The organism is Acinetobacter lwoffii, from assembly GCF_024129435.1.
Lineage (GTDB): Bacteria > Pseudomonadota > Gammaproteobacteria > Pseudomonadales > Moraxellaceae > Acinetobacter > Acinetobacter lwoffii_F.
The window spans coordinates 1-13,777 of the sequence record NZ_JAMXXN010000036.1; the positions used below are offsets into that span (position 1 = coordinate 1).

The following is a 13,777-nucleotide window of genomic DNA, read 5'->3' on the forward strand; positions in this document are numbered from 1 at the left end:
ATTGAGATGTGTCATAGTATTCGTCGTTAGAAAACAATTATTGTGACATTATTTCAATGAGTTATCTATTTTTGTCGTGTACAGAGAAAAAACTGGATGTTCAGTACTGACAGTATAGCCAGAACCATAAAAAAAACGATTTTGGCTATTTCCGAATTTTTTAAAAAAGGCAGGAAGCCGGCCAGCATATAAAACCAGACTTCATAGCTCAGGCTCCAGAGCGCAGCATTGGCTGAAACCGTTGGTGTTACAAAGCCATTCAAAAATAGCAGCGAGCCCAAAAATTCCATCATGTCTACACTATAGTCAGTCCGGATCATCATGCCAAAACTGTGTTGAAAAGCATGGGTATGGCTGGTAAATAATAGTGGAGCAAGCAGATATAAAACCAGCGTCAACCCCATTGCAAACAGGAAGGGCGGTAAAATTCTGCGGCCACGCTGTCGGGCATAACGGTGCAGATTGAACTGACCATGCTGATGAATGTTGTGCTGGATCGAATAGCCGATCAGATAGCCACTTAAGGCAAAGAAAATCATGACCGCGGCCTGACCGAGCAGGCGTACCCATGAATATAGACTGGTATCGAAAGGCGCAATAAATGCCTGAAAGCAATGACTGAACAACACTACAATGGCACTGATACCCCGTAGGCTCTCAAGCTGTAGGCTGAAATAGGGCGAGAGCGTGTTCGGGGCAGGGTGACTCATCGTTAGCCTATAATCTGAATGGTACTCGCACCTGCACCAACTGGTTTGACCTGAATCTGGACCGGAATGCGCTCATGCATTTCCTGTACATGCGAGATCAAGACGACTTTACGGCCCTGACTTTGCAAATGATCCAGTGCATTCATGACCATATGTAAGGATGCCGGATCGAGCGTCCCGAAACCTTCATCAATAAACAGTGATTCCAGTTTCATGGAGCCGGAGGCCATATTGGCAATTGCTAAAGCCAAAGCCAATGAAACCAGGAAGGTTTCACCCCCCGATAGCGACAGTACAGGGCGGACTTCACTGTTCATGTCCAGATCAATAATCGCCAGACTCAGACTGTCCGGAATACGATGCAACTGATAACGCGGTGCCAATGGCTGCAACTGCTGATTCGCATATTCCACCAGGATATCCAGATGATGTTCCTGTGCAATTTTCTGGAACTTGGTGCCTTCCTTATGTCCGATCAGGTCGTAAATACGACCCCAGCGATATTCTTCGGCTTTGATCTGCTCGATTTGCTGCTGATATTTGGCATAGGTGTTTTGATTATTGGCATTCATACGCAGTTTGGCATCAGTCTCATTGAGTGCTTCTTGCTGCGTTATTTTTTCCTGATGCAGCATGCCAAGCTTTTGTTCAATGTCCTCAAATTCATGTTCTGGTTGCAGCTTTAAATGAGCCTGATATTGTTCTTCCAGTAATTGCCAGGCTGTTCTGGCATTTTCGAGTGCCTGTTTCTGGTTAGCCAAATTCTGACGGATACGTTGATGGTTACTCAGGTCAATACTGAGCCACTGTTCAATTTGAGCTGCCGTCACTTGCGGATGTGCTGCTTGCCATGCTTGAATATCTTGTTGATATTGGGTCAATTGCCGATCGATCTGCTGAAGTTGGCTGATAAATTCTTGCAGTTTTAAGTGGGTTTGATGCCACTGTTTTTCAGCCTGTGCCGTGTGCTGACGTTGCTGTTCTAAAGCGTCTGTTAAGGTCCTGGCTTGCTGATCCAATGCATCGCGCCACTCTGCAGCGACACGGTAGACTTGTCCTGCATGTTGTTCGGTCAGTTCAGCCAATTGTTGACGCAGGTCTTTGCCTTGCTGAATCAACTGTTCTAAAGCCTGGCTCAATTGAGCAAAATTTTGCTGTTCTAGTTGCAGCAGATACTGGTTCTTTTCCAATATCTGCTGCTGTTGATGAAGATCGGATTCCAGCTGCTTTTGTACTGCTAACTGCTGCATACGTTGTTGCAATTGTTGCTGTAGCTCAGATAACCAAGCCATAGGCGGCTGCGACTGGTACTGCTCGGGCAGTACACTTAAAACAGGTTGTATCAGTTGGTTCAGTTGTTGACGTTGCTGTAGAAGCAGTTGTAACTGGTGCAATTGCTGTTGTTGCTGACGCCATTGCCGTAATTGTTGTTGGAGCTGATGTTCTTGCTGTTGCGATAATTCTAATTGCTGGGCGAGACGCTGGGTATGATTTTCCAGTAACGCGGTGAATGCAGCAAGATCGTGGTACTGCTCGGTAATCACTTCCAGTTTAAGTAGTTGAAATTTACAGTCAGCAGAGGATTGTTGAATCTGGTTGTGCAGGAGCTGGCAACGCTGTTGCTGTTGCTCAATTACTGTTTGTGCTTTGGATATTTCAATGCGTTGCTGCTGCTGAGATTGCAGTTGCTGATCGAGCTGCTGTTTTGCCTGCCGTAACTGTTGCTCCTGTAACTGGCTCAGGCTCTGTTCCAGACGTTCATGGGCGGCATCGACAAAAGGATGGACCATACTCCCACAGACTATACAGGGTTCATCCGGTTTTAACTGGCCACGAAGATCCTGCACACTTTGCGCATGCAATAAACGTTGCTGGGCTAGTATTTGTTCCAGGTGTTCATAAGCCTGTTGTTCAGCCTGAATCTGCTGATGCAGTGTCTGTTCGGCTTTTTGCTGCATTTCCAGTTGCTGTTGTTGGCTATGTACAGCAGATTGCAGTTGTTCAAATTCTTGTGATTGTTGAGCGATTTGTTGCACCTGCTGTTGTAGCAGGTCGAGCTGACGCTGTTCGGTTTGGCGTTGCTGACACACTTCCTGAATGGTTTTGAGCTGCTCTTCCAGCCGTTCCAGACTATGATGCTGTTGTATCCACTGATTCAGATTTTCTGAAAGTGCTGTAACGGTTTTTTCCAGTTCAGGCAAAGGCTGCTTCAGGCTGTCCGGATTCTGTTGCTGTAGTTGCTGATACTGACGCAAAAAGTCTTGAATGCGTTGCAAGGTACTTTGCGGCTCCAGATCGAACACATTTAAAAAGCTGGATTCAGCCAATTGCTGTGCAACCTTTTCTTGCCGAGCTTGTAGCTGATTCAAAGTCTGTTGTTGCTGTTGCAGTTGTTGTTCTAAAGGCTGTAGACGAAGGTTTTGAAACTGGCTTTGCTCTGCATGCAGTTTTTTGTACTGCTCTGATACCGTATCAATTGCATGATCCAGTCTTAAACCTGCTTCCAGATGCGGTTTCAGGCCTTTGAAGTGCTGCTGAAACTGTTGTTGCTGTTGTTGTAAGGCGGTGAGTTTGGCTTCTTCTGCTACAAAGCTCTGCTTAAGTTTTTCAAATTCCAGCGTAAATTGGGTGTGCTGGTGCTGAATCTGCTCTTTTTGAGGGGCTAGACGGGTACGACTGACAAACTGATCCCGGATCGACTGGAATTCATCCAGCTGCTCCAATAACTGCTGCTGCCCAGCAGACTTGTTTACTGCATCCAGCTGTACCTCATAGACTTCTTTTTTGGCATGGACTTCTGCATAGAGTTTATGTCGGTCCAGATGCCATTGTTTCTCATTTTCCAGCAGTTTTTCTGATTGCTGCAAATTCTGAAGCTGCAAAGACAAAGAGCTCTGCTGCTGCTGTAAAGCGCTGATGTCTTCTTCAGACAGAATTTCAATATGCCCGATCAACTTTTCCAGATCGTTGCGCTGGTTTTTGACTTCGCTGAATTTCTCTGCGGCTTTCTGACTAACCAGACTGAAAATCTGTGAATTGGTGAGATATTCCAGCAAGTCTGCGCGTTCATTATCTTTGGCTTTAAGAAAGGCACCGACTTCCGACTGTGCGAGCAAAACTGCGCGGGTAAACTGCTCAAAACTTAAGCCCACCAGTTTTTCAATCAAGGGTGTGACTTCCGATATTTTTTGCGTCAGTGTCGTATCATCATCCAGACATTTGACGTAGCGGTCTACTTTTAGATTGCCATCGACTTTCTGGCGTGCCCGTTTAATTTCCCAGCGTGCCATATAGCGTTTGCTGTCGAGTGCAATAAATTCCAGTTCGGCAAAACCATGCACGCAGCCACGGCGCAGAATATTCTTGGAATCCTTGATGGACACATCCTGGCCGCCAACATCTTTGAGGCTGCCTGTGGCACCTTTTAGGCGGGGGATTTCATTATACAGCGCCAGGCACATGGCATCGAGCAGGGTAGATTTTCCGGCGCCAGTTTTGCCGGTAATAGCAATCAGGCCGGCATGAGCCAAAGGACTCGATTCAAAATCAATATGATGGGTGCCGGTGAGGGAGGCCAGATTATGAAGACTTAGACGTAAAATTTTCATGGCCGATCCTAGGCTTGTTGTTTTTGTGCAAGTTCGTGTTGGGCTTCATTCAGTAATTCCTGAAAATCCCGTTGTACCGAATGATCCTGCTCATAGCCCATTTTTTTCCAGATATTGAAAAATAGCGATTCCGGGGTAGGGGGGGCCAGATCAATTTTAGACTGGCTTGAACTAAGGTCGACCTGTTGCTGGTAAATCCGGCTGATGCGCAGCAGTCGGTAACGGTTAGCAGGTAGGGCCTGTTCTATTTGCTGACGCAGGTCTACCGGAGGCGGCGCATCAGTGGTGTATTCCACTTCCAGAAAATGCCGTGCAGAAAGCTGCTCGATTTCTCCGGCAGGCAAGGCCTGAATTGTAGTGATTAAATTTTCCAGCTTTTCACGAACGCGGAACAGCTCGACAGTACGCGGAATGCTTAAGGCATCGTACTGAAAGCGGTTTTCCGGGTTTTGTTCGGGGTCAATCCGGACTTCAACCACCTGATGCTGGTAATGGATTTCACTAAATGACAGCGGAATCGGGGAACCACTATAGCGAATATGCGGCTGACCGACCTTTTGCGGTTTATGCAAATGCCCCAGCGCGACATAATCAATTACGTCATCAAACAGCGCCGTCGACAGGGCCTCTTCATTGCCGATAATAATCGGACGCTCGGAGTCCGAGGTTTCACCACCTTGCATGTGCGCATGTGACATTAAAATCAGTGCCTGATGTGGCTGTTTGCGGGCTTTGGCTTCGGCAATCAGTTGTTGATGCAGATAGCTAATGGCGTTCTGGTTATTGCTGGTATGTTCATTCAGTCCGGTAATTTCGGCACTGCGTAAATAGGGCAGGGTCAGACACCAGGCAATGATATTTTTATCCAGATCATAAATAGGAATCAGTAGACGATCCAGATTCAGGGTGTTTTCTGCAGTGCGGCCTACTATTCCCACTGCTTTGGCATTGAATTTGGCCAGCAAGGGTTCAACCTGTTCAATCCGGTAACCGGAATCATGATTGCCTGCAATCATCAGGGTCTGCATATGTGGCGCCAGGTCATGTGCATCGGCCAGAAACTGGTACAGCTGTCTTTGCGCACTGGAAGCGGGATTGATCACATCAAAAATATCGCCGGCAATCATTAGGGCATGCGGTTGCTTTGCTTTAATTTGCTCAAGTAGCCAAGTCAAAAACTGCGCATGTTCAAATTCACGGTCATGGTTATGGAAAAATTGTCCCAAATGCCAATCGGAAGTGTGAAGAAAATGAACTGCCATGTAATGAACCCCAAGATATCTGCCTTGCTACTATAGGAAAAAGCACAGGTAAAAATCTACTTGAAATCGATATTTCAGTGAATTGTTTGTGATTTGGAGGCTGAATTTATTTTGATCAGTATGAAAATAAGCAAAGGATTACAACTAAATCACCAGATATCGAAGGATGCGCAAGCTATCAGATTTTAAAAAATAGGAATTTAAAAAAATAAAAACCGACGATTCGAGTGATGATGAAATCGTCGGTCAAATTTGTGTTACATGAAGATTTTGGCTGCTATTCAAAATTTCCCTGTACACTGGACTTATTGCTTTAGCTCTAAAGGTCAGCAAAAATTCGTGGATGCCAGTCCAAATTTTTGTACCTTCTACCCTATATAACGTCACCCCGTAGTGGATGGTTGACAATAAAATGAAAAAAAACCTGATTTTTTTTATACTAGCTTGTTGAAGGTCACTGAATCATGCATATGTTGCCGCTAAGTCGTTATTTTATCTGGTTTTTCGTTATATGTTTTATTTTTACCTGTATTTGCGGTGTACTCGCAGCCTTGCTGCCGATGGGCATGGGCGCAGTTTTGACGATTGTTCCGTATCTGGTTGCCATGATTTGGGTGTTATTTAAATTTTTAAAACAGCAAAAACGTGCGCCGACCCAGGCAGAGCGTAAAAAATTTACCTTGGGTTTTAGCCTGATTTACTGGGGCTATAATTTATTATTTCTCTTGCTCGGTATTGTCATTGCCACTCGTTCCAATCCGAATGCCTGGCAGGACTTTCTGTTGTATCTACAGCAGCCACAATTTATGAGTATTGTGCTGATCATGTTCCTGATGATCGCAATTCCGCTGTATCTGCTGACCTACTGGTTTTATGGCAAGCAGGCCCAGCGTATGGCAGAGAAAATGTTTGGCCATCCACCTCAGTGAGTATAGATGAATCATTGTGTGACGACTGATCTTCATAAATTGATTGAATGATGAAAGATACAAATTCTCCACTACAAAGATCTTCTCGGTTTAAAAAGCTAAAGATGAGTGGCGTATAATTTAAATCAAGAAAATAATAAGGCGAAGAATGACGAATGTATAAACCTGTAGTGCTGTTGACGGGAGCGAGTGGTTTTATTGGCAGTCATCTCGTGCATTTTTTACTGGAACGGGATTATCGGGTGATTGGTCTGACCCGTCAGAAAAATAAACCTGAACTACATCCGGACTTTCATTGGATTAACCAGCTGGATGAATTAAAACAGCATCAGATTGATTATGTGGTCAATCTGGCTGGCGAAAGTATTGGTCAAGGCCGCTGGACGGCAGCGCGTAAAAAGAAATTGCTGAATAGCCGTTTAGATACCTCCAGACATTTATTTGATTATTTAGAAAAAAATCAGCTTAGACCGAAACGGATTATTTCAACATCGGCCGTTGGCTATTATGGCATTGACCCCAATGAGCGCTGGGAACAGGTCTGCACGGAGCAAAGTCCGCCACAAGATATTTTTATGTCCGAACTCTGTGCGAAGTGGGAGCAGCTGGCCTTGTCCTATACTAACCAGAACACCAAGATTGTTCGCTTTGCGGTGGTGTTTGGCAAAGGTGGTGGGATTCTTCCGCAGATGCTATTGCCGATTAAGCTGAATCTGTTTGGGCGGATTGGTCATGGACGTCAGCCAGTGACCTGGGTGCATCTAGAGGATGTGCTGCGTGCGATTGAATTCTTGATACTTGAGGATACAGCCGAGCAGATCTTTAATGTGGTCGCGACAGAAAAAAGTAGTCAGGCCCAGTTTGCACGAACTGCGGCCCAGATTCTGCAACGTAAACCCTTACTTCCACTACCCGCATGCAGTCTGAAAATGATGCTCGGAGAACAGGCACAACTGGTATTGAATGGTCAGTATGTACAGCCCAAAGCCTTGCAGGAAGCTGGATTCCAGTTTCATTATCCAACCCTGAAAGAGGCGCTGGATAATATCCTAAAGCACTAAACGACTGGGCTCGAATAAACGGACTGGATCATAAGGATCTGGATCAACGATTAGCGTTTGTTCAAGTATGAGTTGAGCGAGCAACTTGCCTGATGCCGGTCCCATGCATAAACCATTGCGGAAATGTCCAAAATTGGCCCAGGCATTGTGTAGCTTGGGAATTCTGCCTATATAGGGAATACCCTCGGGTGAGCTGGGTCTTAATCCGGCCCATTGCTTGACCAGCGGAAAATCTGCCAGTTCCGGTACCATCTCGATGCACGCCTGTAAAATATCCTGCCGAATTTCGGCAGAAGGCGAGGTGTCAAAACCGACCTGACGCATACTGGAACCACATAAAATATGTCCGTCTGGTCGTGGAATCAGGTACATCACCTTGTTCATGCACATGGTCGGCAGCCAGTTTTCTGGCGTTTTAAACAGCAGCATCTGACCTTGCACCGGTTGTACCGGAATTTCCAAACCAAGTTGCTGTGACCAGTATTGTGACCATGCTCCGGTTGTGAACACATACTGATCTGCCTGAAAAACCTGGCTATGTTCATCTGAGATACTTTTTACACAGCCTTGCTGAATATTGAGCCGAGTGATTTTACAATCTTCTTGCCAGGTGACACGAGGATGGTGCTTCAAATAGCTAATGATCGACTGTAATAACCGTGGATTACGGATATTGGCCAGTTCAGGGAAATAAATCGCCTGTTTGAATTTGCTCTGATTAATTCTGGGATTGATCTGTTGCAGTTTAGCCTGATCAAGCAATTCTGCCTGTTGCTGCGGATCCTGATGTGTTTTGGCATAACTTAAACCGATTTCAAAATCGGATTCATCAAAAATCAGCATACCTGTTTCATGAATCTGGAAATCGATGCCAGTGAAAGGTTGCAGTTTTTGATTCCAGTCCTGATACATGGGTTTGGCATGTCGAGCCAGAGCATTTACAGCAGCGGGATAACGCCACGGATACATCGGGGAAAGGATTCCTCCTCCAGCCCAGGATGCAGCCTGTCCGGCGGCCTGTTGATCAAAAAGGGTAACAGAACATTCCTGTTCAAGCAGTTCCAGCGCCAACATCAAACCGGTGATGCCAGCGCCGACAATGGCAATATGCATTGCGCCGAAATCCTTTTACTTCATGTCTTTCAGTTTAAGCGCAGCTTCTTCAGCAAAATAGGTCCAGATACCATCTGCACCGGCACGACGACAGCTCATCAATGATTCTAAAATGACGCTATCAGATAACCAGCCATTTTGAATTGCCGCAGCCAGCATCGCGTATTCGCCACTGACCTGATAGACAAAGGTTGGTACGCCAAAAGTGTCTTTGACTTCGCGGACGATATCCAGATAAGGCATGCCCGGTTTAACAATCACCATGTCTGCACCTTCCTGAATATCCAGCGCAATTTCATGCAGGGCTTCAGCACGGTTACCGACATCCATCTGGTAATTGTATTTATTGCTGCCTTTTAAATTGCTGGCAGAACCGACTGCATCACGGAACGGACCATAGAAACTTGATGCATATTTGGCTGAATAGGCCATGATGGAGGTATAGATATGACCATTTTTTTCAAAGGCCTGACGAATCGCACCGATCCGGCCATCCATCATGTCACTTGGAGCAAACACATCTGCACCGGCTTCGGCATGGCTCAAGCCCTGTTTAATCAAGCACTCGACCGTTTCATCATTTAAGACATAACCGTTCTCATCAATAATGCCATCCTGACCATGTGTGGTATACGGGTCTAATGCGCCGTCAGTAATCAGCACCATTTCTGGCAGTTCTTTTTTCAATAAACGCAAGGTGTTTTGTACCAGACCATCTTCACGCCACGCAGCTTCTGCAGTCAGGCTTTTATCTTCTTGTGGGGTGACCGGAAATAGCGCCAGTTTATTGACACCGAGTTCCAGTAGACGTTCTGATTTTTTTAACAACAAGTCCGCTGACAGACGCTGGATATTCGGCATACTTGGAATATCTTGGGTCTGGTTTTGTCCTGGCAGGACAAATACTGGATAAATGAGATGATCTGCCGCGAGATGGGTTTCACGAACCATCGAACGTAAATGTTCATTTTTACGAATACGACGCATGCGAGTTGCAGGAAACGCGGGACGATTGAACGTATAAGTCATAAAAATCTCAGTAATCAGTATTAAACTAGGCCTCTATTGTAGCCCTAACTCAAATTTTTGGGCATAAATTAGCGATTTTTTATTGTGGTGGATTCGGGCAAAGTGATGAGTAAGACAGAGAGAAACTGGACCGGTAATATACATCTGGGCTCGAAAGTGGATATTGATGTAGTCCTGAACCAGCTGGTACATGCTTTTAATAGCTCTCCTTTTTTTAAGCATAACGGCATGACCATGCGGGTGGTCGAGGGCCAGATTGAGGCCTATGTAGAAATGCAGGATTTCATGATTGGTAATGTGGCTTTCCAGATTCTGCATGGCGGTCTGGCTGCAACTGTACTGGATAGCGTCGGTGGTATTGTGGCCATGGGCGAACTGTATAAAAAAGCTGAACCGGAAACGATTGCAGATACCATTAAAAAAGTGTCGCGTCTGGCGACGGTCGATATGCGGGTGGATTATCTGGCGCCTGGACGTGGCAAATATTTTATTGCACGTGCAGAAACCTTACGTTTGGGGCGTAAGGGCTGCACCATGCGCATGACCATGGTCAATGATGAAGATAAGGTGATTGCAACAGCGATTGCGTCTTATGCCTATTAATGAAATCGTGAATTGAGGAAGCTAAAAAGCACTGTTTAACAGTGCTTTTTTATGATGATCAAATATGAACCTAGAGGATTTAGAGATCAGATTTAGCCCGTTTCAAGGCATTTTGCCATTTGGCTAAATGCATTTCTTTTTCGTCATTTTGCATTTTGGGTTCAAAAGCACGGTCCAGCTGCCAGGACTGGGAAATTTCATTCAGGTCGGAAAATACGCCAGCTTTTAATCCGGCCATAGCGGCTGCGCCCCAGGCGGTAGCTTCCAGCATTTGCGGACGCAGTACCGGTACATTGAGAATATCGGCCTGAAATTGCATTAGCATGTCATTGCTGCTGGCACCACCATCAACCCGCAGTTCTTTAAGAGGATGTGCAATATCAGATTGCATCGCACTGAGCACATCCGATACCTGAAAGGCGATTGATTCTAATGCGGCACGAGCGATATGCGCTTTGGTCGTACCGCGTGACATGCCACAGAGTAAGGCACGTGCTTCACTATCCCAATGCGGCGCGCCCAGTCCGGTAAATGCGGGAACCAGAACCACGCCGTCACTATGCTCGACCTGATGCGCCAGTTTTTCCACATCACTGCTTTTTTGAATAATTCCGAGGCCATCGCGTAACCATTGCACTACAGCACCAGCCATAAATACGCTGCCTTCGAGCGCATAGGTAGTTTGGCCCTGGGCTTGCCAGGCGAGAGTAGAAAGCAGCTTGTTCTGGCTAAGCTGAATGTTATGTCCGGTATTGAACAGCATAAAGCAGCCAGTACCATAGGTGTTTTTAGCACTGCCCACCTCAAAACAGGACTGGCCAAAGAGTGCAGACTGCTGATCCCCCAAAATTCCGGTAATGGGAATATTGGCCCCCAGTAAGCCAGAAGCCGTGTCAGCGACATAACAGTCAGAAGAGATAATTTTCGGTAAGACCGAAACCGGGATATTAAACAGCTCGAGTAGCTCTTCATCCCACGATTGTTGCTGCAGATTCATTAACATGGTACGAGAAGCGTTACTGGCTTCAATGACGTGCTCTGCACCTTGGGTCAGATTCCAGATCAGCCAGCTATCGATAGTACCAAATGCCACATGGCCTTGTTCAGCGAGTGCCCGTACTCCCTCGACATGCTCTAAAAACCAGACCAATTTTCCTGCACTAAAATAAGGGTCAATCCGTAAGCCTGTTTTTTGCTGAATTTTGGACATCAAACCTTTTTCAATCAGCCGGTTACACCAGTCAGACGTACGACGATCCTGCCAGACGATTGCCGGAGCGAGCGGTTTGCCATTTCTACGATCCCAGACTACGGTCGTTTCGCGCTGGTTAGTCAGGCCAATAGCCTGAATGTCTTTTGCCAGAATACCTGCAGTCGCCAAAGCTTGCTGTACCACCGCAATCTGTGAACTCCAGATTTCCTGAGCATCCTGTTCCACCCAGCCCGAATGTGGGGTGTGGATATGCGTTTCACGTTGAGCAGTTGCCTGAACTTGTCCATGTTCATTGAAAATAATGGCCCGACTTGATGTAGTTCCCTGATCCAGGGCCAGTAAATAGCTCATAATTTTTCTGTTATTTGGCTTGAAAAGTAAAATATTAGCGCAATAATGTAATTAAGCGCATCAAGTTGTGTAAATGTTCAGAAAATGCATCGTAATTTTTGACATTTATGCTATGATTGCCTTGTACTTTGGGGGTGTTTCTGGCTTCGACGCTGGTGATGAAACTCATAGATGCATGCCGAGAGCGCATTTTCTCTCGTAAATCAAATTTGCATTTTTTAGTCGCAAACGACGAATCATACGCTCTAGCTGCCTAAGGGCAGCTTGTCCGCCTCTCCGAATACTTGTGGTTAGAGAGTCCGACTGAAGCGCACGCACACAAGTCCGTATAAAGCCAAGCCTCGGGGCTTTGTACTAAATCAAGAGGATCGCGATTTGTACCCTGTTCGTCGGGTCACAAAGAGTTAAAATAATAGACGATATCTAAGCATGTAGTATTCTCGAGCGTAGTGCTGGCGGACGCGGGTTCAACTCCCGCCACCTCCACCAAAATTCTTGTTATAAATCAGCCACTTATATTAAGTGGCTTTTTTATTGCCACACATTTGCCACATTTTTCATTGCAAGAGCTTTTGATTTCGACGTATTTAGGCTGTACGAGTTACGCTAAGTTTCGCAATTTCTTGCTTATTTTTATCCCCATGCAACCATTTTGTATAGCGTTTGATCAGCATTTGTAGACTATGTCCAAGTTGATCGGCTACAAACATTGGATTGACGCCATCCATCAGCAACATCGTCGCATAAGTATGCCTTGCATTGTATGCAGGGCGGTGACGTATAGAACACGCTTTCATCGCTTCTACAAGACGCTCTCTAGGTGGTTTTTCATTAAAGAAGGGTTCCTTAGTCTTAGGACATAGCATCACATAGTCTGTTTGGTAGCCTTGATCCTTTTTAAATTGAAGCAAAGCTTTCAAAGCCAGAGTTGATCGTTCATTCAGATATACTTCTCGAGACGTATGTGTTTTTGTCACCTTTTTTTCTAAACCACGTACACGGCTTTTGTTAACTTTGAATGTGCCATTGAACCAATCGATATCACTTTCTCTAAGAGCAATCATTTCGGAAGGTCTACAGCCTGTCCAGAAGGCAAACTCAAAATACCACCGATAAAATTTGTCCTCATCATGTAAGCTTTTGTCGAGCCAAGCTAGTAAGGCTTCCATCTCCTTACGTGTGAAGGGGTCAGGTGTTTCCACCTGAACCTTACGATTCTTAATTTTATTCATAGGGTTTACAGAAATCTGATTATGCTTAACAGCCAACTCGAAAACTCCACGTAAAGGCGTGGCGCAATTATTAAATGTTTTCGCTGTTTGAAAATTACGATCGATAATGACTTCCTCAATATCTTCAGTCGTGATATTGGCTATTGGTGTTAATGCAAAATAAGGCATCCAATGACATTCTAAAATTTTGCGATAGCCATTTTTTGAATCTTTATTGGCAATCGAAAACTTTAAAAATTTTTGTGCAACATCTTGAAATAAGACTTGCTGACCATCCATTGATTCAGTTTCTGTAACATCAAGGCCTTTTGCTTGTGCTATATCATTCTCAGTTAAAATCCCCCATTTGGCTTTATTTATGAGGTCACTTCTAATTTTAGCGGCTGTACGGATACCTTCCGCAGTCGGCGGGTGTGGGAGTGTAATGTAGTAGCGCTGCTTTTTAGAGGTGAAGTTGATTTCGAGTGCATTCTCCCTAATTCTAACGCCGGTTGGTAACGTTTTTGAGTTTGTTCTGTCAACCATTGGTTATAACCTCTAAGTGAGTAGTAAATATTTCCATCTTGTTTTGTCCAAACTAGGGCGTGTCCTCATTTGGCTTTACACCAAATAAATATGCAAGCAATGTAAATCATAGACTGGTAATTTCGTGCAAGCTTATCAAAT

At 45.2% G+C, this 13,777-nt stretch carries 9 protein-coding genes, 1 other RNA gene and 1 pseudogene; 4 read left to right on the forward strand and 7 right to left on the reverse strand.

Going from position 1 to position 13,777, the window contains the following annotated elements; translation table 11 throughout:
- Positions 1–83 precede the first annotated feature (83 nt).
- The 3 genes and pseudogenes from NI455_RS14195 to NI455_RS14205 all read right to left on the reverse strand — a co-directional run.
- Positions 84–710: pseudogene (locus tag NI455_RS14195) on the reverse strand (acyltransferase family protein); the annotation flags it as partial.
- Between the two features lie 2 nt (positions 711–712).
- The gene (locus NI455_RS14200) at positions 713–4,318 is read right to left on the reverse strand and encodes an AAA family ATPase (protein WP_253114757.1); all 3,606 of its coding nucleotides are present in this window, start codon (positions 4,316–4,318) and stop codon (positions 713–715) included.
- Positions 4,319–4,326: 8 nt separating this feature from the next.
- Positions 4,327–5,580 carry an exonuclease SbcCD subunit D gene (locus tag NI455_RS14205; protein WP_253114758.1) on the reverse strand — a complete coding sequence of 418 codons (1,254 nt, stop codon included), beginning with the start codon at positions 5,578–5,580 and terminating at the stop codon, positions 4,327–4,329.
- Between the two features lie 470 nt (positions 5,581–6,050).
- Here NI455_RS14205 and NI455_RS14210 point away from each other — a divergent pair, with 470 nt between their 5' ends.
- Positions 6,051–6,509 (forward strand): ABZJ_00895 family protein, encoded by a 459-nt coding sequence (locus NI455_RS14210; protein WP_005107697.1) that lies wholly within the window; start codon positions 6,051–6,053, stop codon positions 6,507–6,509.
- Positions 6,510–6,664: 155 nt separating this feature from the next.
- Complete coding sequence (locus NI455_RS14215) at positions 6,665–7,570, forward strand: TIGR01777 family oxidoreductase (protein WP_253114759.1); 906 nt, start codon at positions 6,665–6,667, stop codon at positions 7,568–7,570.
- Here the strand turns inward: NI455_RS14215 and thiO are convergent.
- Together thiO and hemB are read right to left on the reverse strand one after the other, a co-directional pair.
- Positions 7,559–8,683, reverse strand: coding sequence for a glycine oxidase ThiO (gene thiO, locus NI455_RS14220; protein ID WP_253114760.1), 1,125 nt, complete (start codon positions 8,681–8,683; stop codon positions 7,559–7,561). The genes NI455_RS14215 and thiO overlap by 12 nt on opposite strands.
- A gap of 15 nt (positions 8,684–8,698) precedes the next feature.
- Complete coding sequence (hemB, locus tag NI455_RS14225) at positions 8,699–9,712, reverse strand: porphobilinogen synthase (RefSeq protein WP_253114761.1); 1,014 nt, start codon at positions 9,710–9,712, stop codon at positions 8,699–8,701.
- A 105-nt stretch (positions 9,713–9,817) separates the two neighbouring features.
- On the opposite strand from hemB, the gene NI455_RS14230 reads away from it, so the two are divergent.
- Complete coding sequence (locus tag NI455_RS14230; RefSeq protein ID WP_253114762.1) at positions 9,818–10,315, forward strand: thioesterase family protein; 498 nt, start codon at positions 9,818–9,820, stop codon at positions 10,313–10,315.
- 79 nt (positions 10,316–10,394) lie between these two features.
- Here NI455_RS14230 and glpK read toward each other — a convergent pair whose 3' ends face one another.
- Positions 10,395–11,879 carry a glycerol kinase GlpK gene (gene glpK / locus NI455_RS14235; protein ID WP_253114763.1) on the reverse strand — a complete coding sequence of 495 codons (1,485 nt, stop codon included), beginning with the start codon at positions 11,877–11,879 and terminating at the stop codon, positions 10,395–10,397.
- Positions 11,880–12,009: 130 nt separating this feature from the next.
- On the opposite strand from glpK, the gene ssrA reads away from it, so the two are divergent.
- Positions 12,010–12,368, forward strand: a transfer-messenger RNA (tmRNA) gene (gene ssrA / locus NI455_RS14240).
- A gap of 98 nt (positions 12,369–12,466) precedes the next feature.
- On the opposite strand, the gene NI455_RS14245 is transcribed toward ssrA, so the two are convergent.
- Positions 12,467–13,636 (reverse strand): site-specific integrase, encoded by a 1,170-nt coding sequence (locus tag NI455_RS14245; RefSeq protein WP_005104739.1) that lies wholly within the window; start codon positions 13,634–13,636, stop codon positions 12,467–12,469.
- Between the last annotated feature and the right edge of the window lie 141 nt (positions 13,637–13,777).

Excerpts from the sequence above, each read along its gene's own strand:
- NI455_RS14200 (WP_253114757.1), bottom strand. The coding sequence starts at position 4,318 with ATGAAAATTTTACGTCTAAGTCTTCATAATCTGGCCTCCCTCACCGGC.
- NI455_RS14205 (WP_253114758.1), bottom strand. The coding sequence starts at position 5,580 with ATGGCAGTTCATTTTCTTCACACTTCCGATTGGCATTTGGGACAATTT.
- NI455_RS14210 (WP_005107697.1), top strand. The coding sequence starts at position 6,051 with ATGTTGCCGCTAAGTCGTTATTTTATCTGGTTTTTCGTTATATGTTTT.
- NI455_RS14215 (WP_253114759.1), top strand. The coding sequence starts at position 6,665 with ATGTATAAACCTGTAGTGCTGTTGACGGGAGCGAGTGGTTTTATTGGC.
- thiO (WP_253114760.1), bottom strand. The coding sequence starts at position 8,683 with ATGCATATTGCCATTGTCGGCGCTGGCATCACCGGTTTGATGTTGGCG.
- hemB (WP_253114761.1), bottom strand. The coding sequence starts at position 9,712 with ATGACTTATACGTTCAATCGTCCCGCGTTTCCTGCAACTCGCATGCGT.
- NI455_RS14230 (WP_253114762.1), top strand. The coding sequence starts at position 9,818 with ATGAGTAAGACAGAGAGAAACTGGACCGGTAATATACATCTGGGCTCG.
- glpK (WP_253114763.1), bottom strand. The coding sequence starts at position 11,879 with ATGAGCTATTTACTGGCCCTGGATCAGGGAACTACATCAAGTCGGGCC.
- NI455_RS14245 (WP_005104739.1), bottom strand. The coding sequence starts at position 13,636 with ATGGTTGACAGAACAAACTCAAAAACGTTACCAACCGGCGTTAGAATT.